Here is a 24,210-nt window from a genome sequence, read left to right on the forward strand (position 1 = left end):
GAATGGGGTGCTAGAACAGCACAAAACGAGTGAAGGCCGCCGCCTTCGGGCTGCGCCGGCCGCGCTATGCCTCATGCTGGGCACGGCGCTCGCCGGCTGCGGCGATATGGGCCGATTCCAGACCGCGGCGGCCCCGCCGGCGGTCGCGATGCCCAAGCCGAAGCCCGCAGTCGCGCAGACCCCCGCCACCGAAAAGGAGCACGAGCGCATCCTGGCGAGCTATGGCGGCGCCTATGACGACCCCAGGCTCGAATCGCTGGTCACCAAAACCGTCGACCGGCTCGTCGCGGCCTCGGACCGCCCCGACCAAGGCTACCGAGTCACCATTCTCAATTCCGGCGCAGTGAACGCCTTCGCGCTGCCGAACGGCCAGCTCTACGTCACGCGCGGTCTCCTTGCGCTTGCGAGCGATACGTCGGAATTGTCCTCCGTGCTCAGCCACGAGATGGCGCATGTGCTGTCCAAGCACGCCGCGATGCGCGAGGACCAGGCGCGCCAGGCCGCGATCGTCACCCGTGTCGTCACCGACATGAGCAACGACCCCGATCTCACCGCGCTCGCGCTGGCCAAGACCAAGCTCACCATGGCGAGCTTTTCGCGCAACCAGGAGTTCGAGGCGGACGGCATCGGCGTCGGCATCTCCGCCAAGGCACATTTCGACCCTTATGGTGCGGCCCGCTTCCTCTCGGCGATGGAGCGCAATGCCGAGCTGAAGGCCGGCAAGACCTCCTCGCTCGATCCGCGCGCGCAGGACTTCACCTCGTCGCATCCGGCAACCCCGGAGCGTGTGCAGAACGCGCAGACCATCGCGCGACAGTACGTCGCTCCGGAAGGCGGCGAGCGCGACCGCGAGAGCTATCTCGCCGCGATCGACAACCTCGTCTATGGCGAAGACCCGAGCGAAGGTTTTGTCCGCGGCCGCCGCTTCCTGCATCCGAAGCTCGGCTTCACCTTCCAGGCGCCGGACAATTTCACGCTCGACAACACCGCGCAGGCGGTGATCGGCGTGCGTGACGGCGGCTCGCAGGCGATGCGCTTCGACGTGGTGCGGGTGCCGGCCGAGCAGTCGCTCGGCGACTATCTCAATTCAGGCTGGATGGAAGGCGTCGAGAAGGCGTCCACGGAAGACATCACCATCAACGGCTTCCCGGCCGCGTCCGCCACCGCCAAGGGCGACCAGTGGCAGTTCAAGGTCTATGCGCTGCGCTTCGGCAGCGACGTCTACCGCTTCATCTTCGCGGCACGGCAGAAGTCGACCGAGAGCGAGCGCAACGCGCGCGAGACCGTCAACTCGTTCCGCCGCCTGACCCTCGACGAGATCCAGGCCGCGCGCCCGCTGCGCATCAAGGTCATCACCGTGCAACCCGGCGACACCGTGGAATCGCTCTCCCACCGCATGGCCGGCGTCGATCACCCCGCCGAGCGCTTCCGCGTGCTCAACGGCCTCGATCGCACCGCCCAGGTGAAGGTGAGGGATCGCGTGAAGGTCGTCGCGGACTGAGGCTGCAGTCGTTCGGCAAACTCCGCCGTCGTCCCGGCGCAGGCCGGGACCCATAGCCACAGGATTGAGTTTGGCGAAGATTCGGAGTTGCCAGCCCGCTCCATAACCCCTCCCTGGGGTTATGGGTCCCGGCCTTCGCCGGGACGACATCTGCTTATGCCGCGCCAGCTCGAGCCCGACTAGCCGCCCGCGTCCATATCGCCCGCCTCGCGCTGGCCGCTGAGCCAGAGCGCGAGCAGCGTCCAGAACGCGCCGGAGAGCAGATACGCACCCGAGGCGATGACGCCGAGATTGGTCGCGAGCAACAGAGCGACGAGCGGGGCGAAGCCGGCGCCAAACAGCCAGGCCATGTCCGAGGTCAGCGCCGAAGCCGTGTAGCGATACGCCTGCTTGAAGTTCGAGGCGATCGCGCCCGAGGACTGACCGAAGGACAGGCCGAGCAGGATGAAACCAATCACCATGTAGATGGTCTCACCGAACGCGCCGGCATCGAGCAGCTGCGGGGCGAAACCGCTGTAGATCGCGATTGCGATCGCCGATCCCATCAGCAGCGACTTGCGGCCGACGCGGTCGGCGATGATGCCCGAGAGCACGATCGCGCCGACACCGAACACGGCGGCGACGATCTCGATGATCAGAAAGCGCACCGGGCTTTCGCGGGTGAACAGGAACACCCAGGACAGCGGAAACACCGTGACCATGTGGAACAGCGCGAAGCTTGCGAGCGGCGCGAACGCGCCGAGCATGATGTTCTGGCCTTCGCGCGCGACGGTGTCGGAGATGCGCGCGGGCTGCAATTCGCGGGTCTCGAACAGCGAGGCATATTCCTCGGTCGTCACCATGCGCAGGCGGGCGAACAGCGCCACGACGTTGATGGCGAAGGCGACGAAGAACGGATAGCGCCAGCCCCAGTCGAAGAAGTCGTCGGCCGAGAGGTTGCCGGCGAAATAGGCGAACAGCGCGCTCGCCACGATCAGCCCGAGCGGGGCCCCGAGCTGCGGCACCATCGCGTACCAGCCGCGCTTGGAGGGCGGCGCGTTCAGCGCCAGCAGCGAAGCCATACCGTCCCAGGCGCCGCCCCAGGCCAGACCCTGCGCGATCCGCGCCAGCGCCAGCAGCCAGATCGCCGCAACGCCGATGTCGTGATAGCCGGGCAGGAACGCGAGCGCCACGGTGGCGGTGCCGAGCAGGAACAGCGCCGAGACCAGCTTGGCCGTCTTGCCGTACTCCCGGTCGACCGTCATGAAAATGACGGTGCCGATCGGCCGGGCCATGAAGGCCAGCGCGAAGATCATGAAGGAATACAGGGTGCCGGTCAGCTCGCTCGCGAACGGGAACACCAGGCGCGGGAACACAATCACCGAGGCGATCGCGAAGACGAAGAAGTCGAAGAATTCCGAGGTGCGGCCGATGATGACGCCGATGGCGATCTCGCCGGGACTGGCCTGGTCGTGGCCGTGCTCGCCCGAGTGGAGGTCTGCCATTGCGGGGGTCTGTGCCGTCGCCATTCGTGCGCCCTTAACGTCCTGAAAACCAAAGCCGACCGCCCGGCGGGGCGCCAGGCAATCCGAGCCTGTCTGACCCAACAGACCGCACTGCAACATTGGACAAATTGTCCAATGTCCGGATTGCTGCGCCGCAGCTACCCGTTGGCCCCGCAAAGGAAACTCATTCTCAAAGGCTCGGCCCGTGTCCCGTCTCAAGATCCTGGCGCTGCTACCCCTGGCAGTTGCGCTCAGTGGCTGCAACTACGTCGTGCTGGCGCCAGCCGGCGACATCGCTGCCCAGCAGCGCGACCTCGTCATCATCTCCACCGTCCTGATGCTCCTGATCGTCGTCCCCGTGATGGCGCTGACGGTGCTGTTCGCCTGGCGCTACCGCCAGTCCAACACCTCGGCCCGCTACGAGCCGGAATGGGACCACTCGACCAAGCTCGAGCTGGTGATCTGGTCGGCGCCGCTGCTGATCATCATCTGCCTGGGCGCGCTGACCTGGATGGGGACGCATCTGCTCGACCCCTATCGCACGCTCGGCCGCATCAAAGCGGAGCAGGCCGTGGACCAGTCCAAGGCCCCGCTCGAGGTCGACGTCGTCGCGCTCGACTGGAAGTGGCTCTTCATCTATCCGGACTACGGCATCGCCACCGTCAACGATCTGGCAGCTCCCGTCGATCGTCCGATCAACTTCCGCATCACCGCCTCCTCGGTGATGAACTCGTTCTACATCCCCGCGCTCGCCGGCCAGATCTACGCGATGCCGGGCATGGAGACGAAGCTCCACGCGGTGGTGAACCATCCCGGCACCTACAAGGGCTTTTCGGCGAACTACAGCGGCGCCGGCTTCTCCGGCATGCACTTCAACTTCCAGGGCCTCGACGACAAGGGCTTTGACGCCTGGATCGCCAGCGCCAAGTCCGCCGGCGGCTCGCTCGGACGTGCCGAATATCTCCAGCTCGAAAAGCCCAGCCAGAACGAGCCGGTGCGGCGCTGGGGCACGATCGATTCCGATCTCTACCGCCTGATCCTCAACATGTGCGTCGAGACCGGCAAGATGTGCCAGAGCGAGATGATGGCGATCGACGCCAAGGGCGGCGCCGGCCATCAGGGCCTGAACAACACCCTGCCGCTCGCCTACGACAAGTACGCCCGCCGCGGCACCGCGCTCGGGCCCGAGCCGACCTTCGTCGCCGGCACCTGCACGCCGGATGCGCCGCAGGGCAAGACCACCGCCTCCATCACGGCGCCCGTCGACACCGCGCCGCTGCTCGGCGCCGGCCTGAAGCGGCCGACCTTCACGCCGCTCAAGTCCTCGTCCTTCTTCCTCGGACAGCGTCCGAAGTCAGACTCCTAAAGAGAGCTCGCATGTCTCCTGATCTTCTCAAGCTCATCTTCGGCCGGCTCGGCCTCGAGTCACTGCCATTGCACGAGCCGATCGTCGTCGGCACCTTCGTGGTGGTCGCGCTCGGCGGCGCCACGCTGCTCGGCGGCCTCACCTATTTCCGTCTCTGGGGCTACCTCTGGCGCGAATGGTTCACCACGGTGGACCACAAGCGCATCGGCATCATGTACATGATCCTCGGCATCGTGATGCTGCTGCGCGGCTTCGCGGACGCGCTGATGATGCGCGGCCAGCAGATGCTCGCGTTCGGCGGCTCCGAAGGCTATCTCAACGCCCATCACTACGACCAGGTCTTCACCGCCCACGGCGTGATCATGATCTTCTTCGTGGCGATGCCGCTGGTCACGGGCCTGATGAACTACGTCGTGCCGCTCCAGATCGGCGCGCGCGACGTGTCGTTCCCGTTCCTGAACAATTTCAGCTTCTGGATGACGGTCGGCGGCGCGGTGCTGGTGATGGCCTCGCTGTTCATCGGCGAATTCGCCCGCACCGGCTGGCTCGCCTATCCGCCGCTGTCGAACATCGGCTACAGCCCTGACGTCGGCGTCGACTATTACATCTGGGCGCTGCAGGTCGCCGGCGTCGGCACGACCTTATCCGGCATCAACCTGATCTGTACCATCGTCAAGCTGCGCTGCCCCGGCATGACCATGATGAAGATGCCGGTGTTCACCTGGACGTCGCTCTGCACCAACATCCTGATCGTCGCCTCCTTCCCCGTCCTGACCGTGGTGCTCGCGCTGCTCTCGCTCGATCGCTACGTCGGCACCAACTTCTTCACGAACGATTTCGGCGGCAGCCCGATGATGTACGTGAACCTGATCTGGATCTGGGGCCATCCCGAGGTCTACATCCTGGTTCTCCCCGCCTTCGGCATCTTCTCGGAAGTCACCTCGACCTTCTCCGGCAAGCGGCTGTTCGGCTACACCTCGATGGTCTACGCCACGGTCGTCATCACCATCCTGTCGTACCTGGTCTGGCTGCACCACTTCTTCACGATGGGCTCGGGCGCCAGCGTCAACTCGTTCTTCGGCATCACCACGATGATCATCTCGATCCCCACGGGCGCGAAGATGTTCAACTGGCTGTTCACGATGTATCGCGGCCGGATCCGCTACGAGCTGCCGATGATGTGGACGATCGCCTTCATGCTGACCTTCGTGCTCGGCGGCATGACCGGCGTTCTGCTCGCAGTGCCGCCGGCCGACTTCGTCCTGCACAACAGCCTGTTCCTGATCGCGCACTTCCACAACGTGATCATCGGCGGCGTGGTGTTCGGCGCCTTTGCCGGCATCAACTACTGGTTCCCGAAGGCTTTCGGCTTCAAGCTCGATGTCTTCTGGGGCAAGCTGTCGTTCTGGTTCTGGGTCGTCGGCTTCTACCTCGCCTTCATGCCGCTCTATGTGCTCGGCCTGATGGGCGTGACCCGCCGTCTGCGCGTGTTCGACGATCCCAGCCTCCAGATCTGGTTCGTCATCGCCGCGATCGGCGCCGGCCTCGTCTTCCTCGGCATTCTCAGCATGCTGATGCAGTTCGCGGTCAGCTTCCTGAAGCGCGAGCAGCTCAAGGACGTCACTGGCGATCCCTGGGATGCGCGCACGCTGGAATGGGCGACTTCCTCGCCGCCGCCGGACTACAACTTCGCCTTCACCCCCGTCGTTCACGACAATGACGCGTGGTGGGACATGAAGAAGCGCGGCTACCAGCGTCCGCTCACCGGGTTCAGGCCGATCCACATGCCCCGCAGCACCGGCACCGGCGTCATCCTCGCCGGCCTCGCCACCGCGATGGGATTCGGCCTGATCTGGTACATCTGGTGGCTGGCGGCTGCGAGCTTCATCGCGATGCTCGTCGTCGGGATCGGTCACACCTTCAACTATCACCGCGACTTCGACATTCCGGCCGACGACGTCATCCGGACCGAGGACGCGCGCACCAAGCTGCTCGCCGGAGTCAAGTAAATGACTGTCGCTCTCAATCCCTCGCAAACCGGCGAGCCGGTCTTCTATCTCGCCGACGAACATCCGCATCCGGAAGGCTACAGCACCTCGCTGGGCTTCTGGATCTACCTGATGAGCGACTGTCTCATCTTCGCGATGCTGTTCGCCGCCTTCGGCGTGCTCGGCGCCAACTACGCCGCCGGGCCCGCGCCGAAGGACCTGTTCGACCTGGACCTGGTCGCGGTGAACACCTCGATGCTGCTGCTGTCGTCGATCACCTACGGCTTCGCGATGCTGACCATGCAGCAGAACAAGATCGCCCAGACGCAGATGTGGCTGGCGATCACCGGCCTGTTCGGCCTCGCCTTCATCGGCATCGAGCTGACCGAGTTCGCCCACATGATCCATGAAGGCGCAACGCCCCAGCGCAGCGCCTTCCTGTCCGCCTTCTTCACCCTGGTCGGCACCCACGGCCTGCACGTCAGCTGCGGCCTGATCTGGCTGGTGACCCTGATGGTGCAGGTCTGGAAGTTCGGCCTGATCGAGGCCAACCGCCGCCGCCTGATGTGCCTGTCGATGTTCTGGCACTTCCTCGACGTGGTCTGGATCGGCGTCTTCACCTTCGTCTATCTCCTGGGAGTTCTGCGATGAACACCGATACCCACGCCGCCCACGGGGGCGATCATCACCACGGCGATGGTCACGCCCACGGCACGTTCTCGACCTATCTCCTCGGCTTCGTGCTCTCGGTCGTGCTCACCGCGATCCCGTTCTGGCTGGTGATGAGCGGCGCGCTGCCGAGCAAGCAGATCACCGCGCTGGTCATCATGGCCTTCGCGGTCGTGCAGATCGTGGTGCACATGATCTACTTCCTGCACATGAACACGAAATCCGAGAACGGCTGGAGCATGATGGCGCTGATCTTCACCATCGTCATGGTGGTGATCGCACTGTCCGGTTCGCTGTGGGTGATGAACCACCTCAACAGCAACATGATGCCGATCCACCAGATGAGCGGAATGAAGTGAACGAATTGGGGACCCTGACGAGCAAGACAGGATGGGCGCGCCGTAACGCTGCGCGCCCGTCCCTGTGGCTCACGGTCCTCTCGCTCACGGCCTTTGCAGTTCTGATCGCGCTCGGCGTCTGGCAGATCGAACGCCGCGCCTGGAAGCTGGCGCTGATCGACCGCGTCGAGCAGCGCGTCCATGCTCCGGCCCAGCCGATCCCCTCGCCCGCTTCGTGGCCTGCGGTCTCCACCGCAAGCGACGAATACAGGCACGTCACGGTCAGCGGCCGCTTCCTGCATGACCGCGAGACGCTGGTTCAGGCCGTCACCGAGGAAGGCCCCGGCTATTGGGTGCTGACGCCGCTCAAGCGCGACGACGGCACGCAGGTCCTGATCAACCGCGGCTTCGTGCCGCCCGAGCGGCGCGACGCATCGACACGCCGGGATGGCAATCCGGACGGCGCGGTCGTGATCACCGGCCTGCTCCGCATGACGGAGCCGAAAGGCGGCTTCCTCCGGAACAACGTTCCCCAGCACAACCGCTGGTATTCGCGGGATGTCGCCGCGATCGCGACGGCACGCGGCCTCCACGATGTCGCACCCTTCTTCGTCGATGCCGGTGCCGGATCACAAACCGCCCAAGGCCCCATCGATGGCCCCATCGGCGGATTGACCGTGATCCGCTTTCCCAATAACCACCTGATCTACGCACTGACGTGGTTTGCCCTGGCTTTCATGCTGGCCGGTAAACTTTTCGTCACATTCGGCGGCGGGCTGTTCCGCCGCGGGCGCTTCGTCCACGAACCGGCCGGCGGCTCCGATGCTGCCGCCCGCAGGACGGGATCAGATGCTGGAACGATCGTCGAACAGGCCTGACGACGGAAGAACGCCTCCCCAGGCGTTTGGCGAGCTCGCCGTCACACTGCAATCGCAGGCGGACGCGCGCAGCGAGCTGGTCGGCGCTACGCCGACCGACGACGAGACCAACCGCAAGAACATGGCGCTGCTGATCCAGCTGCGCTGGACCGCGGTGGTCGGCCAGATCGTGACCATCGGCGGCGTGCATTTCTGGCTCGGCATTCCCCTGCCGCTGGAGCGGATGGGCGCGGTGATCGGCGCGCTGGTGCTGCTCAACGTCTCGAGCCTGGTCTGGGTGCGCCATCGTGCCGCGATCTCCAACAACGAGCTGCTGGTCGCCCTGATGCTCGACGTCGCGGCACTGACCGCGCAGCTCTACCTCAGTGGCGGCGCCACCAATCCGTTCACCTCGCTATTCCTGCTCCAGGTGACGCTTGGCGCCGTGCTGCTCGATGCGCGCTCGACCTGGTCGCTGGTGGCGCTGACCTGCGCCAGCTTCGTCTGGCTGACGCTGGCGTACCGGCCGCTCGACCTGCCGCCGAACCCGATCAGCGAGACCTACAGCCTCACGGTAACAGGCATGCTCCTGGGCTTCGTGCTCAATGCCGTGCTGCTGGTCGTGTTCGTCACCCGCATCAACAGGAACCTGCGCGAGCGCGACGCGCATCTGGCGGCTCTGCGCCAGCATGCGGCCGAGCAGGACCATATCGTCCGCATGGGCCTGCTGGCATCGGGCGCGGCGCACGAGCTCGGCACCCCGCTGGCCTCGCTCTCGGTGATCCTCAGCGACTGGCGCCGCATGCCGGATCTCGCCGCCGATCAGGAGCTCGCGGAGGATCTCGCGGAGATGGAGACCTCGCTGCAACGCTGCAAGTCGATCGTCACAGGCATCCTGGTGTCGGCGGGCGAAGCGCGCGGCGAAGGGTCCTCGCCGACGACGGTGACGGCCTTCGTCACCGCGCTGGTCGATGAGTGGCGCAACGCCCGTTCGGCGCGCACGCTCTATTTCGTCAACACGTTCGGCGAGGACGTCGCGATCGTCTCCGACGTGGCGCTGAAGCAGGTCATCTTCAACGTGCTCGACAACGCCTATGAGGTCTCGCGCGAATGGGTGGAACTGCTGGCCGAGCGCGAGGGCGACAATCTCGTGCTGTCGATCAGCGATCGCGGCCCGGGCTTTGCGCCGGAGATGCTGGCGCAGCTCGGAAAACCCTACCACTCGAGCAAGGGCCGCGCCGGCGGCGGGCTCGGCCTGTTCCTGGTGGTCAACGTGGTACGCAAGTTAGGGGGCAGCGTGACCGCCGAGAACCACAGGAAGCGCGGCGCCACCGTCCGCCTCACCCTGCCGCTCGCAACGCTCGCGATCGGGGGCAGCTTTGACGCCTGACCGTTCGCTCATCGTCGTCGAGGACGACGAAGGCTTTGCGCGCACGCTGAAACGCTCGTTCGAGCGCCGCGGCTACGAGGTCGTGCTGGCCGGCTCGATCGAGGAGGTCCGGAAAGTGCTGGAGGAGCGATCCTTCGGCCACGCCGTCGTCGACCTCAAGCTCGGCGGCGCCTCGGGGCTAGCCTGCGTCGAGCTGCTGCACACCCACGATGAGGAGATGCTGATCGTGGTGCTGACCGGCTTTGCCAGCATCTCGACCGCCGTCGAGGCGATCAAGCTGGGCGCCTGCCACTATCTGGCAAAACCCTCCAACACCGACGACATCGAGGCCGCCTTCAACAAGGCCGAAGGCAATGCCGAAGTCGCGCTCGACGCGCGGCCGACCTCGATCAAGACGCTGGAATGGGAACGCATCCACCAGACCCTGATCGAGACGGATTTCAACATCTCGGAAGCCGCAAGGCGGCTCGGGATGCACCGGCGGACGCTGGCAAGGAAGCTCGAGAAGCGGCCGGTGAAGTGAGCGGTTCGCTGCGCGGGTGAAAAACACTCACCCGAGCTGATGACCTCGCGGCCATGCATCACTAGACTGAAGATCGGTTGCGGCGGCTGACAGCCGTCGTCGTGCTGCAACGGCTCAAGCGAGGAGACCGCCCCGTGACAATGCTCGTCGAGCGCAGCGAATCGTCTGCCGAGCCTTCACGCGCGCGCAGCCAGCGCGAGACCGAAACCGTCCAGTTCGCGCAGGCCGCACTCGCATCCGCCAAGCAGGAGGGCCTGCAACTGGCCGTGCGGGCGCGCTATGTCGCGCTTGCCATCATCGCTTGCCTGCTGCCGGCCATTAACCCGGCATGGGAGCAGCTCTACTACGTGGCGCTGCTGGGCCTGTTTGCGCTGATCGGCTGGGCCCAGGTCAGGGTTGGGCGGGTCGGCGTGTCGCGGTCGGAATTGGCGCTTTTGTTCTGCGACCTGGCGCTGCTCACCTTCGTCATCGTCGTCCCGAACCCCTTCGGCACGACGCACTGGCCGGTGGCGATGCAGTACCATTTCGGCAACTTCATCTACTTCTTCGTGCTGCTCTCGGGCGCCACGCTGGCCTATTCCTGGCGAACCGTGGTTGCGGTCGGAACATGGACCGCAGCGCTCTGGGTGATCGGCATGGCCTGGGTGTGGTGGCAACCTGATCGCGATCCCGCACTGACCGCCCGCATTGCGGACGCGGTGGGCAGCGATCACAGGCTGTTCGCGCTGATCTCGCCCGCTGCGATCGGATTCGGCCTCCGCATCCAGGAAATCGTCGTCTTCATGATCGTCGCCGTGACGCTGGCGCTCGCCGTCCGCCGCAGCAACGATCTGCTGATCCGGCATGCCGCGGTGGAACGGGAACGCGGCAATCTTGCGCGCTACTTTTCACCCAACGTCGTGACGGAATTGTCGAAGCACGACGAGCCACTGAAGCAGGTGCGCACGCAGGACGTCGCCGTGCTGTTCGTGGATATCGTCGGCTTCACGGCCTTTGCCGATGCGCGCACCCCGGAGGAGGTGGTGCGGACGTTGCGCGAATTCCACGGATTGATGGAGCGGGAGGTATTCCGTCACGACGGCACGTTGGACAAATATCTGGGTGACGGATTGATGGCCACATTCGGCACGCCCTTCGCCGGCACGCGTGACGCCAGCAACGCGCTGCGCTGTGCCCAGGCCATGATTGCGGCGGCGGACAGGTGGAGCGCGCAGCGAAGGGCATCCGGTGAGCCGCCGATGCACGTCAGCTTTGGCCTGCATTACGGGCCGGTGGTGCTCGGCGACATCGGGCACACCTGTCTGGAATTTGCCGTGATCGGCGCGACCGTCAACGCAGCAAGCCGTCTCGAAGCGCTGACGCGCACGCTCGACTGCGCGCTGGTGGCAAGCCACGATCTCGTCAGCCGCGCCATGCTGGAGCTCGGCAGCACAGCCGAGACATTTGCATCGTTGATCGCCCTGGATCCCCAAGCGATCCGCGGGCTGGAGCGGCCGATCGCGATCTGGACCCAGCCGCGCGCGGCGCCGTAGGGCGAGGCTCGACCGCCGTTGCATCACAAACAAAAAGCCCGGCCAAGCAGCCGGGCTTTTGATCTGTTGCGATCGACGCGACGAGAGGCTTACGCCGCCTCGTCGGCGACGGTGGTGTCGTCGCCATCGGTATCGTCGGCATCGCCCTCGGCATCCGCCTCGCCCTCGGCGGCTTCCGCCTTGGCGTTGCGGCGCGGGCTCTTGGCGAGCTGGGCCTCGATCTCCTTGACCGCTTCGGTCTCGGTCGAGTGCTGCACCACCGCGATCTCGCGGGAGAGACGATCGAGCGCGGCTTCATAGAGCTGGCGTTCGCTGTAGGACTGCTCAGGCTGCGACTCGGAGCGATAGAGGTCGCGCACGACTTCCGCGATCGCGACGATGTCGCCCGAATTGATCTTCGCTTCGTACTCCTGGGCGCGGCGCGACCACATGGTGCGCTTGACGCGGGCGCGGCCCTTGAGCGTCTCCAGCGCCTTCTTCACCAGCGCGGGCTCGGACAGCTTGCGCATGCCGACATTGGCGACCTTGGCGGTCGGCACGCGCAGCGTCATCTTGTCCTTGATGAAGTTGATGACGAACAGCTCGAGCTTCGCACCGGCGATCTCCTGCTCCTCGATGGCCAGGATCTGGCCGACGCCGTGAGCGGGATAGACGACGAATTCGTTGGCCTTGAAGCCCTGACGCTGGGTCACGACCTTCTTTTCCTCGACCTTCGGCGCAGCAGCCGCCGGCTTCACAGCCGGCTTGGCAGCGACAGGAGCCTTGGCAGCAGCAACAGGGGCCTTCGGCGCGACGGACTTGGCAGCGGGAGCCTTGGCAGCAGGCTTGGCAACGGTCGCTTTCGCGGCCGGTTTGGCAGTCTTGTTAGGCATTGCGCTTCTTTTGTTCTTCGAGGACTTTGCAGCCGGCGCCTTCGTCGCGGTCCGACCCTTGGATGCGCTACGGCTGGCCGCGGCGACTTTTTTGGCCTCCTTATGGGAAGCCCTCGCTGAAGTACTCTTTTTACGCGTTTTCTGTGACACAGCCTGCGCGCGGAAACTGCCACGCCCCTGTTCGACATTTGGTTTCACGGGAACCCAGAAGGGCCAACGGGGCTGACGGGGTTCGGCTTAATGTGCCCAATATAGCACATTTCCCGCAAAAATCAATGATTTAGGGGTCTTCAGGCCTGGTTTTCGGCGGTAACGCCGCTATTAGGGTTAAGTTTGCGGCCGAATTAGTCTCCGGAGCCGGGGTTCGGAGAAAAATATTTCTCGAACTTCCCCTCCATGCCGTCGAATTCCTTGGCGTCGGCAGGTGATTCTTTCTTCTGGGTGATGTTCGGCCAGCTCTTGGCGTAGTCGGCGTTGACCGACAGCCACTTTTCCAGGCCCGGTTCCGTGTCCGGCTTGATGGCGTCGGCCGGGCATTCCGGCTCGCACACGCCACAGTCGATGCATTCGTCGGGATGGATGACGAGCATGTTCTCGCCCTCGTAGAAACAGTCGACCGGGCAGACCTCGACGCAGTCGGTATACTTGCACTTGATGCAGGCTTCAGTGACGACGTAAGTCATCCAACGCTCCGAAAAGCTCTTTTAAAAGTCGCGGCTTGCGTAGCGCGGATGGCCCGGCGCCGCAAGGTCGGGGACGGTCGATCATGACGGCTTTGCGCGATTGATCGACCAAGAAATGAATTCAAAGCGCAATTAATTGCGCTTTCCTTCGCCGAGCTCGTCGTAGAGCACGCGCGCCGAGGCGGCATCGCCGCGGCGCTCGTTGAAGGCTATCACTTTCAACACGCGAATGGTGCGGTCGAGCGCGATGGTGAGCACGTCGCCGGCCTTGATCGCGTGGCCCGGCGAGGTCTCGCGCACGCCGTTGACGCGGACATGGCCGGACTCGACCAGCTCAGCCGCGGAGGTGCGCGCCTTCACCACCCGCGCGTGCCACAGCCATTTGTCGATGCGCTGCCGCTCGGTCGTGGGCTACTCCTTGCGCCCCGCGAGCTGCTCCTTCAGCGCAGCGAGCTTTGCGAAGGGCGAATTGGGATCGACCGGCCGATCGCGCTCGCGCGGGTTCGCGCTCGAGGCGTAGGGGCGCAGCGACGGCCCGCCCTGGCGGTCACGGCCCTTGTCACGGTCGCGGCCGCGATTGTCGCGGCCCTTGTCGCGATCGCCGCCGAACTTGCCCTTGTTGCGATCGCGATCCTTGTCGCGGTCCTTGCCCTGGAAGCTGCGGTTCTTGTCATCGCGCCCTTCGGGGCGCGGCGCGCCTTCGGCACCGCCTTCGCGGCTTTTGCGGAAGTCTCTGCCGCCATCCCTGCGACCGCCGTGACGATGGCGCTCGCCGCGCTTCTCGCCGTCGGCTGCTTGCGCTGCCTCGCCTTCCGCGGGCGCAGCACCCGCCTCGGCGCCCGCCTGCGGACGCGGCTGATGATGGTGACGCTGGTGACGATGACGCTCGTGGCGCGGCTTGCGATCCTCGTGACGGCCGCCGGGACGCCAGACCTCGACCAGCTCGGGCTCGGCGGGCGCGGCCTCGACAGGCGCGGCGGCATCGGGCGCGGCGGCGTCGGGCGATGCAGCGGCCTCGACCGCGGCAGCTTCAGCGGGAGCTGCCTCAAGGCCGGCAGCCTCCGCAGGCGCAGCGGCTTCCTCTTCGGCCGGCGGCGCGATGCCGGGAGCGTCTTCGGGCGTGACGGGAGCATCTAGCGATGCTTCGAGCACCGGCTCGTCCTGCGCGGGCTCGTCGTGCTGCTCCATGCCGGGCGCGTCTTCGACGGTGACTGCGACTGCAGCGGCTTCGATCGGCGTGTCTGCGAGGACAGCGTCCTCGACCGGTGTTTCGGTCGCAGGCGTCTCGGCGGGAGTCTCTGCGCTGGACGCTTCCGCAACGACCGCCACAGGCTTCGGCGGCAGCGGCGGGCGCTTCTCCATGCGATAGCCGAGCGCACGCAGCACCGAGGCGAAATCTTCGCCCGCGGAGCCCGTGAGCGAGGTCATCGCCTGCGTCACCACGAAGCTGCGGCCGTCGAACGCGCCGGCGGGCTTTTCGCCGGGGGAGTTATCACGCCAGGCCAGCGCCGGGCGGATCAGATCGGCAAGGCGCTCCAGAATGTCGACGCGCACGGCGCGCTCGCCGGCCTGCTTGTAGCCGAGCACGCGATAGGCATCGCGCGGCAGTTGCTTGTCGACCGGGAACGAGGTGCGGCCCGAAGATGCCAGATGCTGCGCGCCCGAGAGCGAGGACAGATCGACATTGTCCTGCTTCAGCGCCCACAGCAGCGCGGCCAGCGCACGCGCGGCGGGCTTCAAGAGGCCGGGGAAATAGAGGTGATAGGCGCCGAAGCGGACGCCGTATTTGCGCAAGGTCGCGCGCGAGGGCTGGTCGAGATCCTTCAGCTCGTTGGCGATCTTCGGACGCTCGAGCACGCCGAGCGCCTCGACGAGCTGATAGGCGATGCCGCGGGCAATGCCGGTAACGTCCTCGGCCTTGGAGAGCTCGAACATCGGCCCGAGCAACTTCTCGATATGCGTCTTGAGCCAGAGTTCGAGCCGCGCCTGCACCTTCTCGCGCGGGCTGCCGGTCAGGCGCTCGTCGGAGATGATGCGGATGCGCGGATGCAGCGCGTCCTCTGCAGCGGACAGTCGCGCCACGGCGTCGCCGGTCCAGCGGATGGTGCCTTCCGAGGTCAGCACGAACTGCTCGTCCGGCGCGTTGCCCAGTTTTTCGGCCCGCGCGTTGATCTCGCCGGCGAGCACCGCTTGGGCCGCAGCCTGCAAGGCTTTCGCATCGGAGCCGGCTTCCGCCGCATCCGGTGCAAAGGTGAAGCCATCGAGACGGCCGATGACATGGCCTTCGACGATGACTTCGCCGGTCTTGCCGATTTCAGTATTCAAGCTCGTGTTCTCCCGCAGGCGGCGCATCAATACACTGGTCCGGCGATCAACGAAACGCTCAGTCAAGCGTTCATGGAGCGCATCCGATAATTTATTTTCGACCTCCCGCGTAATCCCCTGCCAGTGTTCGGGGTCCGCGAGCCAGTCCGGCCGGTTGGCGACGAAGGTCCAGGTGCGGATCTGCGCGATCCGGCCCGACAGCGTGTCGATATCGCCGTCGATGCGGTCGGCCTGGTCCACCTGGGCCGCGAACCAGGCATCTGGAATGCGGCCTTTCTGCATCAGGAAGCCGTACAGCGTGGTCACGAGCTCGCCATGGGCCGCCGGCGACAATTTTCGGTAATCGGGGACCTGGCAGGCCTCCCACAGCCGCTCCACGGCCAGCTTGCCATGTGCGGAATCGCGCACATCGGCGTCGCGGGCGACGTGGTCGAGCACGCGCATGTCTTCTGCAATGGGCGCCCGCGTCAGCGCCTCATGGCCGGGGGAGAGGTTCAGCGACACCTGGAGCGCGCCGAGCGAGGAGAAATCCAGCTTCGAATTGCGCCATTGCAGCATCTTCACGCTGTCGAAGGTGTGGTTCTGCAGCGCGTTGACGAGCTCGGGCTCGAACGGCGCGCAGCGGCCGGTGGTGCCGAACGTTCCATTCCGCGTGGCGCGGCCGGCGCGGCCGGCGATCTGCGCGAATTCGGACGGCGTCAGGCGGCGGAACTGGTAGCCGTCGAACTTGCGGTCGGAGGCGAAGGCGACGTGGTCGACGTCGAGATTGAGGCCCATGCCGACGGCGTCGGTGGCGACGAGATAGTCGACGTCACCGTTCTGGAACATCGACACCTGCGCATTTCTGGTGCGCGGACTGAGCGAGCCGAGCACGACAGCCGCGCCGCCATGCTGGCGGCGGATCAGCTCGGCGATGGCGTAGACCTCGTCGGCCGAGAACGCGACGATGGCGGTGCGGCGCGGCTGGCGGGTGATCTTGCGATCGCCGGCGAATTCCAGCTGCGACAGCCGCGGCCGCGTGATCATGGACACGCCGGGCAGGAGCCGCTCGATGATCGGGCGCATGGTCGCAGCGCCCAGCAGCAGCGTCTCGTCGCGGCCGCGGCGATTGAGGATGCGGTCGGTGAAGACGTGGCCGCGCTCCAAGTCAGACGCGATCTGGACCTCGTCCACGGCGAGGAAAGAGACGTCGAGATCCCTGGGCATCGCCTCGACGGTCGAGACCCAATAGCGCGGGTTCTTCGGCTTGATCTTCTCCTCGCCGGTGATCAGCGCGACGCTCTCCACGCCCTTGCGATCGACGATCTTGTTGTAGACCTCGCGCGCGAGCAGCCGCAGCGGCAGGCCGATCATGCCGGAGGGATGCGCGAGCATCCGCTCGATGGCGAGATGGGTCTTGCCGGTGTTGGTCGGCCCGAGCACCGCAGTGACGCCCGCGCCGGGTGCGCGCTCGGAGGCGAAGGGGGAAGGGGGAAAAGCCATTCTGTACGATTAGGTAGTGCCGATTGGGGCGAATGTCAGTGCTGTTTGGGGCGTGTCAGGGGCTGCCGCCTTTTCCGTCATCCTGAGGTGCGAGCCGCGCGGCGCGGCGCGCCGGGCGGAGAGCCTCGAAGGATGAACGGCCAAGGTGCCAGCCGGACGCACTCTCGCGACACCAGTCGGGCCCGTCGCCCTTCGAGGGCCGCTGAAGAAGCGGCCACCTCAGGGTGACGGGAGTGGGACCGGCTCCTCAAAACCTCGCGCAACTGTCTCACTTTGCGACGCTTTTCCCTGTGTCCTTAAGTATCGGAACGACTCTAGAACGAATCGCGGCCGAATCGCTGACTCCCCATTGAGTCCTGTTCCGTTCACGCAACATGTCGCGGCGCCCTGTGTTTGATTGCACTAGATGGAGTTTTGGGCTGCCGCACAAGCGACACTTCGGTGGCGAGTTCCTTAAAATTGGGGACGGCGCGGAGTCGAATCAGAATCGGGGCGGAGTCAAATGGATTCACTGGCCTCGTCATGCGCGGGCCTGACCCGCGCATCCATCGACGGAAGAGCTTTTCCGAAGCGGGATGGATGGCCGGGTCAGGCCCGGCCATGACGGGCATGCCCCCCAAACTCATTTTCGCGAAAACAACCCCATGCACAGTAGAAACGGCGCTCGGGCGAATGGCGGGGTGACGGCGGGTAAGGTGTTGAGGTTGTGCGCCGAATGCCTCCGCCGGTCATTCCGGGGCGCGACGCAGTCGCGAACCCGGAATCCATCAGGCCGCAGGGCCTATCTCACGATGGATTCTCAGGTGCGCAATTGCGCACCGTAGTTCGCGCCAAGGGGCGCGCCCCGGAATGACGGAGGGATCGTAGCCCGTATGGAGCGGGGCGGAATACGGGGAGCCAAGGCGAAGAGCCCCGGATTGCGCTGCGCTCCATCCGGGCTACGGCAGCGCGGCCGTTACTGCGTCTTCGCAACCCGCGGCGGCTGGGCTGATGTGATGAAGCTAGTCGCTTCCAGCATCGCGGGGCCGAGCGGCGTCGGCACTTTCAGCCAGAACGGGACCAGGATGCGCGTGCCGGCGACGGGGGCGAAGGCGATCTCGATGTTGCGCTGGGCGGCGAGGTATTTGATCACGGGGCGGTCGGGGATGTAGCCCGCCACGGGCACGAAATAGAGCGCGCAGACGACGACCGGGCCGTGATAGCCCTTCTCCGCCTTCACATTCTCCATGCGCTTGAAATCGAGCTTGAGGTCGTAGCGCATGCGGCCGTCGAACACGGGCGCGCCGTTGTGGCAGGCGTCCGGCGTCACGGGGTCGCCGGTGCCGGGCACGCGCAACAGCGAAGCCGTCATCGGATCCCAGACGCCGCGGCGATGCGCGTCGGTGACGAGGATGCGGTCGGGATCGACCGGCGGCTCCGGCACGATGCCGAACTCCTTCACATTGCCCTTGTCGAGCGTGATGTGGATCTCTTCGGTCTTCTTCGAGGTGGTGGTGGAGGCCTGGTAGCCGGTCGCAACCAGCGCGCCGTTGACGACCCGCCCTTGGCTGGCGCCGGTGCCGGACCCGCCCGCGAAGGACTTCAGCAGCCCCGTGGTGCCGCCGGAGGCGGCCGCGGCGAACACGTCGTCCTGGATGTCGATGTTCCAGGCGCCCCTGCCGACCGGAATGCCGGCCAGCGTCGCCTCATACTGCGCCTCGAGCTTGCCTTGCGCCGCCGCCGGCTTCGCCTCCCAGGCGAAGACCAGCCCGCACAGGGCCGCCATGGCCAGCCGGGCGGCAAACCGCGGACTAGCGATGCGCGGCTTGGGCGCAAATCGGGGGAAAATGAGCACGAAACAATCCAATCGGGGCGCGACGGTTGTTATTTAAGCCAAAAACCGCGGCAAACAATGTGTCCGGGCGTATCAGGCGCGGAACTCCACCGGAGTCTTCCGGTGCGAATACGCCCTTTATGTGATGGTAAGGCACTTCAAACATTGCCGTTTTGGTGATCTGGGCGGTAATCCTGTGCCAGCACTCCGCCGTTATGCCCCGGCTTGACCGGGGCATCCAGTACGCCGCAGCCCCTCGACTCCGGCCGCGCCGTCACGGAATACTGGATCGCCCGGCCAAGCCGGGCGATGACACCTATTGTGGGGCATGGCGCGGGGCCCAAAACCCCGCCCCAAAAACTTGACGTCCCGCCGCTTCCCCCCTATACGTCCGCCGCTCCCTGCAAGGACAGAGAATTTGCCCCCGTGGCGCCCCGAATGGCGGCCGCAAATCGTTGGGGGCTTAGATTGAGGAATTGTGACATGTCTCGCCGCTGCGAACTGACGGCCAAGGGCCCCCTCGTCGGCCACAAGGTCAGCCACTCCAACATCAAGACCAAGCGCCGCTTCCTGCCGAACCTCGTCAACGTGACGTTCATCAGCGAAGCCCTGGAGCGCAACGTGCGCCTGCGCGTCTCGACCAATGCGGTCAAGAGCGTGGACCACAATGGCGGCCTGGACGCCTTCCTGCTCAAGGCCAGCGCCGACGCCCTGTCGCCGCGCGCCCTCGAGCTGAAGCGCGCCATCCAGAAGAAGGTCGGCGACACCGCGCCGGTCAAGAAGGCCAGCTAAGCGATTTTTTCGAATTGGGCGGGGGCTAAGTAGCGTCGCGTGGCGTAGGCTTAGCCAAGTAGAGTTTTGTGTAGCGGCCGGATCGGAAGATCCGGCCGCTTTTGTTTTTGGGATTCGAATGGCGAAGTGCTGGCGACGAGCGGAGCGTTGCTGGCAGATCGCGGCCGAGGTCGGCATCTTACCTCGCGTTCCAGGGCTATCTCTCGCTCGAACAACGTACTGTTTGATCGCGCCGCAACCCCTCAAACATAGTGCTTCACGATCTCGTCGAGGATGGCCGGGCTGTAAAATCGCTGCTTTGAGCTTTTCTTGTTCCGTGGATCGAGCAGACGGACGCGACAAAACCGCGGATCGTCCTCGAGGGGTCTGCGCAGCTTGTGAAATCGCTCGTTCTCTTTGAAGTTGGGTGTCTTCCGTAGCGCCTTGCAGAGCGTCCGGTAGTCCCACGGGTAGCGCTTCAGCATGTCCTCCTCGCTCAACGTCACCCGAATGGCATTGGGGTCGTTGGGGGAGACGATGACCGGCATCGCCTGCGCGTTGGAGTTCCGGACGAACCTCAGCTCGACCTCCACGCCGACGTTGAAGGGCTTGGCAGCCTCGAAGGGAAATTTCCGCTCCTGATCGGCCAACAGCTTTGCGAGCTTGCCAGCGGCGCCTTTGGTGTCGTCACCGAAGACCGTCTGTATGACTCCGGCCGGTGTCTCGAAGGCGACGGGCATCAGCGCGAACTGGTACTGTGACAGGTCGCAATCAAACCATTTCCTTGCAGCGAAAGCGAAGTTGCGCAGCGCGGCGGCGCCGACCTCCTGCACCCTCTTATGCAGGTCTCGGCCCACGTTGTGGAAGTGGATCGCGTTGTCCCTGATCTCCATCAGGAGCGAGATGTTCTCGATAGCGTGGTCATCAATCGAGTCCTGCGCGTACTGCCTCACGATGTTCGCCCCGGGCAGCACGCCGATGGTCATCGTGTTGCCGGCCCGGTTCTTTTTCGGGGCGAGCCTCTTGCCCTTGCCTGTCTTCGTGACCTTGGGCTCCCATACCTCGATAGAGCGGAGCTTGTTCCGGTTGGCCTTGAGGATGCGCGCCTTGAGCAGGAGTTCCCACGCATTCAGCATCAGGATCGCAAAGGTTTCCTCCCGGTACTTGAAGCCCGGTTTGTTGTAGACCTCGATTGCCGCAACGGCGGCTTGGGTCGCTTTCTCGACAAGGTATCCATAGCGAGGGCGGCGCATGGTAAAACGAATCGGTTAGGTTGCACTGCCCGATACTATCGATTCGAACGCGCGTCGGAGACCGTGAATCTACGGTCGTGCTCTCGGATCTAGCTGGCTAGCTCTGCAACTTCTTCAACACCATCTCGGCGTCGCCGCGCACCATCGCCGCTCGAATTTCGAAGGGCGAGCCGAATACCTGTTGATGAACAAGGGAGACAAAAGCACCAAGGTCTTTCCAAAACTGCTCCCATTCGGCCCAACTCGCGGCGCCAAGTGGCTTACCCGCTTTAACGGTCTCACGGTCAGCATGGGCGGTCAATTTGTTGCGCGCCGGTTCGAGGCGATCTCGATGCTTTTCCATGCTGGCTTGAAGATCGGTGAGCTGCTTGTGCAGTGCCTTATTTCTCGCGAAGACGTTCGCGAAAAGTCCGACCACGAAATTCTCACGGCGGCCGTCGATCCACGGATCAGTGATCCGGCAAGCAGCTAGAACTATGAACTCCGCAAAAACCAGCGCCAAATCTTCAAAGAAGAGCGGTGCAACAGACTGCATAGCGGCTCGTTCCGCCTCGCTACTCTCGGCGAAGAATCGGCGCGCGTATTCGTAGACCGATCGGATGTAGACGCAATGATCCGCAAAATTCCTCACCTCCTCGGCTGACACGAAGGCGGACCTAGCGCGTTCGACATTCTTGCCGATGATCTCCACTCTTAAGTAGCCGACAAAAAGGATTGCGACGTTGTGATTGGTGAAAATGAAACAGTGCCAATCGTCAGGCTCCGGTTTCCACCAAAATAAGGAGTTGTGTCTTTCAGACAGATACGACGCCTTCGCCAAGACTTTTGTGAAATCGCTTCCCAGCGAGCGAACGAGAACGGGGTAGTCGGCAATCATGCTCCGCAACCTTCCGACCTGCACACTGCTTCTTCAGCTCTTCAATGTCCTGATCTCGGATTATAGGCCGGAATTTTTTGAGAAGATGCTCGGGAAAGGAGACCTGCTGGCGAACTACTCTCGTTCAGTCTTCAAAAAAACCGGCCGTAAAGAGGTAACGCACGCTGTTTGGCAGGAAAACGTCGGACATTTTCAGATCAATCATTGGTTCAACCTCCGCCCGCACCCTTCGTTCGGTAGTCCATTCGATGGCTCGACCACCATTTACGAAATCGTGGCGAACGATTTCGATCTCGCCAGCCAAAAACGAGTTATGGAGAGTTGGATCTGGGGAGAACCTGGCAACGGAGACCATCCATAGCTGGGCTTCATCGTCACCCGCGGTAGTGGTGCCCTGCGATCCCAAGGCCGGCACGGCGACGCCACCCGTAAACCAGCACCGCGCGCGTGTTAACCTTGCATTAACCAACGCACCCTAGCCTGCGGTAATCGTCCAGCCATCATTAGCCCGAAATGCCTCCCCGGTTCGCTCCAGGAGAAGCGCCGATGTGCGTTGCGTTGTTGACGTATGCCGATCTCAGTGCCCGCCTCGCTATCTCGCGTGAGGCCGCGCGTTCGCTGGCGAGACGTCGTCGGTTGCCGCGCTCGCGCTCCGATGATGGCAAAGCCCTGGTGAGCGTTGATCTCTCCGAGCTCCGGTACACGCCCCGCCCACGACGTGCCCGCCGGGCAGACCCCATCGATGTTTCCATGGCAAGGATCGAGGCCGTCAAGACCGAGGTCTTCAAGGCGGAGATCGCGCGGCTCGAAGACGTCGCAACCGCCTACAGGGCGGTGTTCGAGCGCGAGCGGGAGCGCGCCGAGCGCCTCGCCGTGGAGCTGCAGCAGGCGAGCGCCGAGGCGACGGCAGCCAATGCGTGGGCGGCACGACTGGAAGACGAAATGGCGGCGCTGCGGACCGAACGCCGCCCTGGCGGCTCGTTCGTGGGACACGCCGCGCTTCGCCTGGGACATCTGGCCGCTTCGATCGTGCAAGCAGACCGCATGGCCCGCAGGTAGCACTGGAAATTTACTTTAATCCCCGGCTTGCCGGAGCAATCGCGAGGGAAGAATGACTGGCACCACCGATATCCATGAAATGAAGGCCCGCATCGTCGTATTCGGCGTCGGCGGCGCCGGCGGCAACGCCGTCAACAACATGATCACGGCCGGGCTGCAAGGGGTCGAGTTCGTGGTCGCCAACACCGACGCGCAGGCGCTGGCGATGTCGAAGGCGAAGCGCCTCATCCAGCTCGGCACAACGGTCACCGCAGGCCTCGGCGCCGGCTCGCAGCCGGAACTGGGACGCGCCGCAGCCGAAGAGGCGATCGACAGCATCCGCGATCAGTTGACCGGCGCGCACATGGTGTTCGTGACGGCCGGCATGGGCGGCGGCACCGGCACCGGGGCTGCACCCATCGTTGCCAGAACCGCACGCGAGCTCGGCATCCTCACCATCGGCGTGGTCACCAAGCCGTTCTACTTCGAGGGCCAGCGCCGCATGCGCTTTGCCGAAGCCGGCATCGAGGAGCTGCTGAAGACGGTCGACACCCTCTTGATCATCCCGAACCAGAACCTGTTCCGGGTGGCCAGCGAGAAGACCACGTTCGCCGATGCCTTCGCCCTTGCCGACCAGGTGCTCTATTCGGGCGTGGCCTGCATCAGCGACCTCATCGTCAAGGAAGGTCTGATCAATCTCGATTTTGCCGACGTCCTCTCCGTCATGAAGGAGAAGGGCAAGGCGATGATGGGACGGGGCGAGGCTTCCGGCGAGAAGCGCGTGCTCGCCGCCGCCGTGGCCGCGATCTCCAATCCGCTGATCGAGAATCCCTCGATCAAGCGTGCCAGTGGCCTCATCATCTCCATCACCGGCGGCAGGGATCTCATGCTGTACGAGGTCGACGAAGCCGCGACCCGCATTCGCGACGAGGCCGATCCGGACGCCAACATCATCGTCGGTGCGTCGTTTGACGAAAGCCTCGAAGGCATCGTCCGCGTCTCGGTGGTTGCGACCGGAATCGATAATCTCGATCCGGCGCAGCAGGCGCTACCGGTGGAAACCGCCCTCACGCAGCTCGCCGGCAGGCTGCGCAACGACGGCCGTCGCATCGCCGATCGCATCGAGCGCAGTGCTACCCTGCCGCAAGTGGAAAGCCCGCCGCTCCGCCCGCAGCCGCACCACCCCGTGGGGCCACCGGCAAGGCCGGGTCTGGACTATGCGCGGCAGGCGGCGCTTCAGCCGCTCGATCCTTACGGCCGCGCCCCTGCGCGCAATGCGCCCGACGAGGCCGTTCTCGATATCCCGGCCTTCCTGCGCCGCGCCGCCAACTGAGCGGTGGCCCAACAATAGATCGTCATCCCAGGGCGCGACGAAGTCGCGAGCCCGGGATCCATTTGGCCGCAGTGACTGTTGAGGGATGGATTCCGGGTTCGCGCCAAGAGGCGCG

At 64.7% G+C, this 24,210-nt stretch carries 21 protein-coding genes; 13 read left to right on the top strand and 8 right to left on the bottom strand.

All coding sequences use genetic code 11. The features are described from left to right. The first annotated feature begins 73 nt into the window (after nucleotides 1–73). The gene (locus tag A3M7_RS0118150; RefSeq protein WP_049823511.1) at nucleotides 74–1,501 is read left to right on the top strand and encodes a M48 family metalloprotease; all 1,428 of its coding nucleotides are present in this window, start codon (nucleotides 74–76) and stop codon (nucleotides 1,499–1,501) included. Nucleotides 1,502–1,680: 179 nt separating this feature from the next. Here A3M7_RS0118150 and A3M7_RS0118155 read toward each other — a convergent pair whose 3' ends face one another. After that, on the bottom strand, nucleotides 1,681–3,009 hold the full coding sequence (locus tag A3M7_RS0118155) for an MFS transporter (protein ID WP_027545209.1): 1,329 nt from the start codon (nucleotides 3,007–3,009) through the stop codon (nucleotides 1,681–1,683). Between the two features lie 181 nt (nucleotides 3,010–3,190). Between A3M7_RS0118155 and cyoA the strand changes: the two genes are divergently transcribed. The 8 genes from cyoA to A3M7_RS44425 all read left to right on the top strand — a co-directional run bounded on the left by cyoA (nucleotide 3,191) and on the right by A3M7_RS44425 (nucleotide 11,648). Continuing rightward, nucleotides 3,191–4,351 carry a ubiquinol oxidase subunit II gene (gene cyoA, locus A3M7_RS0118160; protein WP_027545210.1) on the top strand — a complete coding sequence of 387 codons (1,161 nt, stop codon included), beginning with the start codon at nucleotides 3,191–3,193 and terminating at the stop codon, nucleotides 4,349–4,351. 11 nt (nucleotides 4,352–4,362) lie between these two features. Beyond that, nucleotides 4,363–6,360 carry a cytochrome o ubiquinol oxidase subunit I gene (gene cyoB / locus A3M7_RS0118165; RefSeq protein ID WP_027545211.1) on the top strand — a complete coding sequence of 666 codons (1,998 nt, stop codon included), beginning with the start codon at nucleotides 4,363–4,365 and terminating at the stop codon, nucleotides 6,358–6,360. Beyond that, nucleotides 6,361–6,990, top strand: coding sequence for a cytochrome o ubiquinol oxidase subunit III (cyoC, locus tag A3M7_RS0118170; protein ID WP_027545212.1), 630 nt, complete (start codon nucleotides 6,361–6,363; stop codon nucleotides 6,988–6,990). It begins immediately after the preceding gene. Beyond that, the gene (cyoD, locus tag A3M7_RS0118175) at nucleotides 6,987–7,367 is read left to right on the top strand and encodes a cytochrome o ubiquinol oxidase subunit IV (RefSeq protein ID WP_027545213.1); all 381 of its coding nucleotides are present in this window, start codon (nucleotides 6,987–6,989) and stop codon (nucleotides 7,365–7,367) included. The genes cyoC and cyoD overlap by 4 nt, the downstream gene beginning before the upstream one ends. Next, entirely contained in the window at nucleotides 7,364–8,224 is an 861-nt protein-coding gene (locus tag A3M7_RS0118180) for an SURF1 family protein (protein WP_027545214.1), read from the top strand. The genes cyoD and A3M7_RS0118180 overlap by 4 nt, the downstream gene beginning before the upstream one ends. Next, nucleotides 8,196–9,593, top strand: coding sequence for an ATP-binding protein (locus A3M7_RS0118185; RefSeq protein WP_027545215.1), 1,398 nt, complete (start codon nucleotides 8,196–8,198; stop codon nucleotides 9,591–9,593). The genes A3M7_RS0118180 and A3M7_RS0118185 overlap by 29 nt, the downstream gene beginning before the upstream one ends. Further along, nucleotides 9,583–10,116 carry a response regulator transcription factor gene (locus tag A3M7_RS0118190; RefSeq protein ID WP_027545216.1) on the top strand — a complete coding sequence of 178 codons (534 nt, stop codon included), beginning with the start codon at nucleotides 9,583–9,585 and terminating at the stop codon, nucleotides 10,114–10,116. Before A3M7_RS0118185 ends, A3M7_RS0118190 begins: the two co-directional genes overlap by 11 nt. A 140-nt stretch (nucleotides 10,117–10,256) precedes the next feature. Further along, nucleotides 10,257–11,648, top strand: a complete 1,392-nt coding sequence (locus A3M7_RS44425; protein ID WP_049823512.1) for an adenylate/guanylate cyclase domain-containing protein — start codon at nucleotides 10,257–10,259, stop codon at nucleotides 11,646–11,648. Nucleotides 11,649–11,737: 89 nt separating this feature from the next. Here A3M7_RS44425 and A3M7_RS46685 read toward each other — a convergent pair whose 3' ends face one another. The 5 genes from A3M7_RS46685 to A3M7_RS0118220 all read right to left on the bottom strand — a co-directional run bounded on the left by A3M7_RS46685 (nucleotide 11,738) and on the right by A3M7_RS0118220 (nucleotide 18,775). After that, the gene (locus A3M7_RS46685; RefSeq protein ID WP_198033762.1) at nucleotides 11,738–12,520 is read right to left on the bottom strand and encodes a CarD family transcriptional regulator; all 783 of its coding nucleotides are present in this window, start codon (nucleotides 12,518–12,520) and stop codon (nucleotides 11,738–11,740) included. A 344-nt stretch (nucleotides 12,521–12,864) separates the two neighbouring features. Beyond that, on the bottom strand, nucleotides 12,865–13,203 hold the full coding sequence (gene fdxA / locus A3M7_RS0118205; RefSeq protein ID WP_027545217.1) for a ferredoxin FdxA: 339 nt from the start codon (nucleotides 13,201–13,203) through the stop codon (nucleotides 12,865–12,867). Nucleotides 13,204–13,335: 132 nt separating this feature from the next. Beyond that, nucleotides 13,336–13,593, bottom strand: a complete 258-nt coding sequence (locus A3M7_RS0118210; protein ID WP_084302260.1) for an RNA-binding S4 domain-containing protein — start codon at nucleotides 13,591–13,593, stop codon at nucleotides 13,336–13,338. 21 nt (nucleotides 13,594–13,614) lie between these two features. Continuing rightward, nucleotides 13,615–17,010, bottom strand: coding sequence for a helicase-related protein (locus A3M7_RS0118215; protein WP_027545219.1), 3,396 nt, complete (start codon nucleotides 17,008–17,010; stop codon nucleotides 13,615–13,617). A gap of 955 nt (nucleotides 17,011–17,965) precedes the next feature. After that, the gene (locus tag A3M7_RS0118220) at nucleotides 17,966–18,775 is read right to left on the bottom strand and encodes a DUF3108 domain-containing protein (protein ID WP_027545220.1); all 810 of its coding nucleotides are present in this window, start codon (nucleotides 18,773–18,775) and stop codon (nucleotides 17,966–17,968) included. 531 nt (nucleotides 18,776–19,306) lie between these two features. Here A3M7_RS0118220 and rpmB point away from each other — a divergent pair. After that, complete coding sequence (gene rpmB, locus A3M7_RS0118225; protein WP_027545221.1) at nucleotides 19,307–19,615, top strand: 50S ribosomal protein L28; 309 nt, start codon at nucleotides 19,307–19,309, stop codon at nucleotides 19,613–19,615. Between the two features lie 242 nt (nucleotides 19,616–19,857). On the opposite strand, the gene A3M7_RS0118230 is transcribed toward rpmB, so the two are convergent. Together A3M7_RS0118230 and A3M7_RS0118235 are read right to left on the bottom strand one after the other, a co-directional pair. Continuing rightward, nucleotides 19,858–20,847: a DUF3644 domain-containing protein gene (locus tag A3M7_RS0118230; protein WP_027545222.1), complete on the bottom strand. Its 990-nt coding sequence runs from the start codon at nucleotides 20,845–20,847 to the stop codon at nucleotides 19,858–19,860. Nucleotides 20,848–20,944: 97 nt separating this feature from the next. After that, nucleotides 20,945–21,724, bottom strand: coding sequence for a hypothetical protein (locus tag A3M7_RS0118235; protein WP_027545223.1), 780 nt, complete (start codon nucleotides 21,722–21,724; stop codon nucleotides 20,945–20,947). Here A3M7_RS0118235 and A3M7_RS0118240 point away from each other — a divergent pair. From A3M7_RS0118240 to ftsZ, 3 genes are all read left to right on the top strand, one after another. Further along, entirely contained in the window at nucleotides 21,723–22,085 is a 363-nt protein-coding gene (locus A3M7_RS0118240) for a hypothetical protein (protein WP_027545224.1), read from the top strand. The genes A3M7_RS0118235 and A3M7_RS0118240 overlap by 2 nt on opposite strands. 389 nt (nucleotides 22,086–22,474) lie before the next feature. Beyond that, on the top strand, nucleotides 22,475–22,783 hold the full coding sequence (locus A3M7_RS50520; protein ID WP_245284272.1) for a hypothetical protein: 309 nt from the start codon (nucleotides 22,475–22,477) through the stop codon (nucleotides 22,781–22,783). A 52-nt stretch (nucleotides 22,784–22,835) separates the two neighbouring features. Next, nucleotides 22,836–24,095, top strand: coding sequence for a cell division protein FtsZ (gene ftsZ, locus A3M7_RS0118250; RefSeq protein WP_027545226.1), 1,260 nt, complete (start codon nucleotides 22,836–22,838; stop codon nucleotides 24,093–24,095). Nucleotides 24,096–24,210 lie beyond the last annotated feature (115 nt).

The organism is Bradyrhizobium sp. WSM2254 (assembly GCF_000472645.1).
GTDB classification, from domain to species: domain Bacteria; phylum Pseudomonadota; class Alphaproteobacteria; order Rhizobiales; family Xanthobacteraceae; genus Bradyrhizobium; species Bradyrhizobium niftali.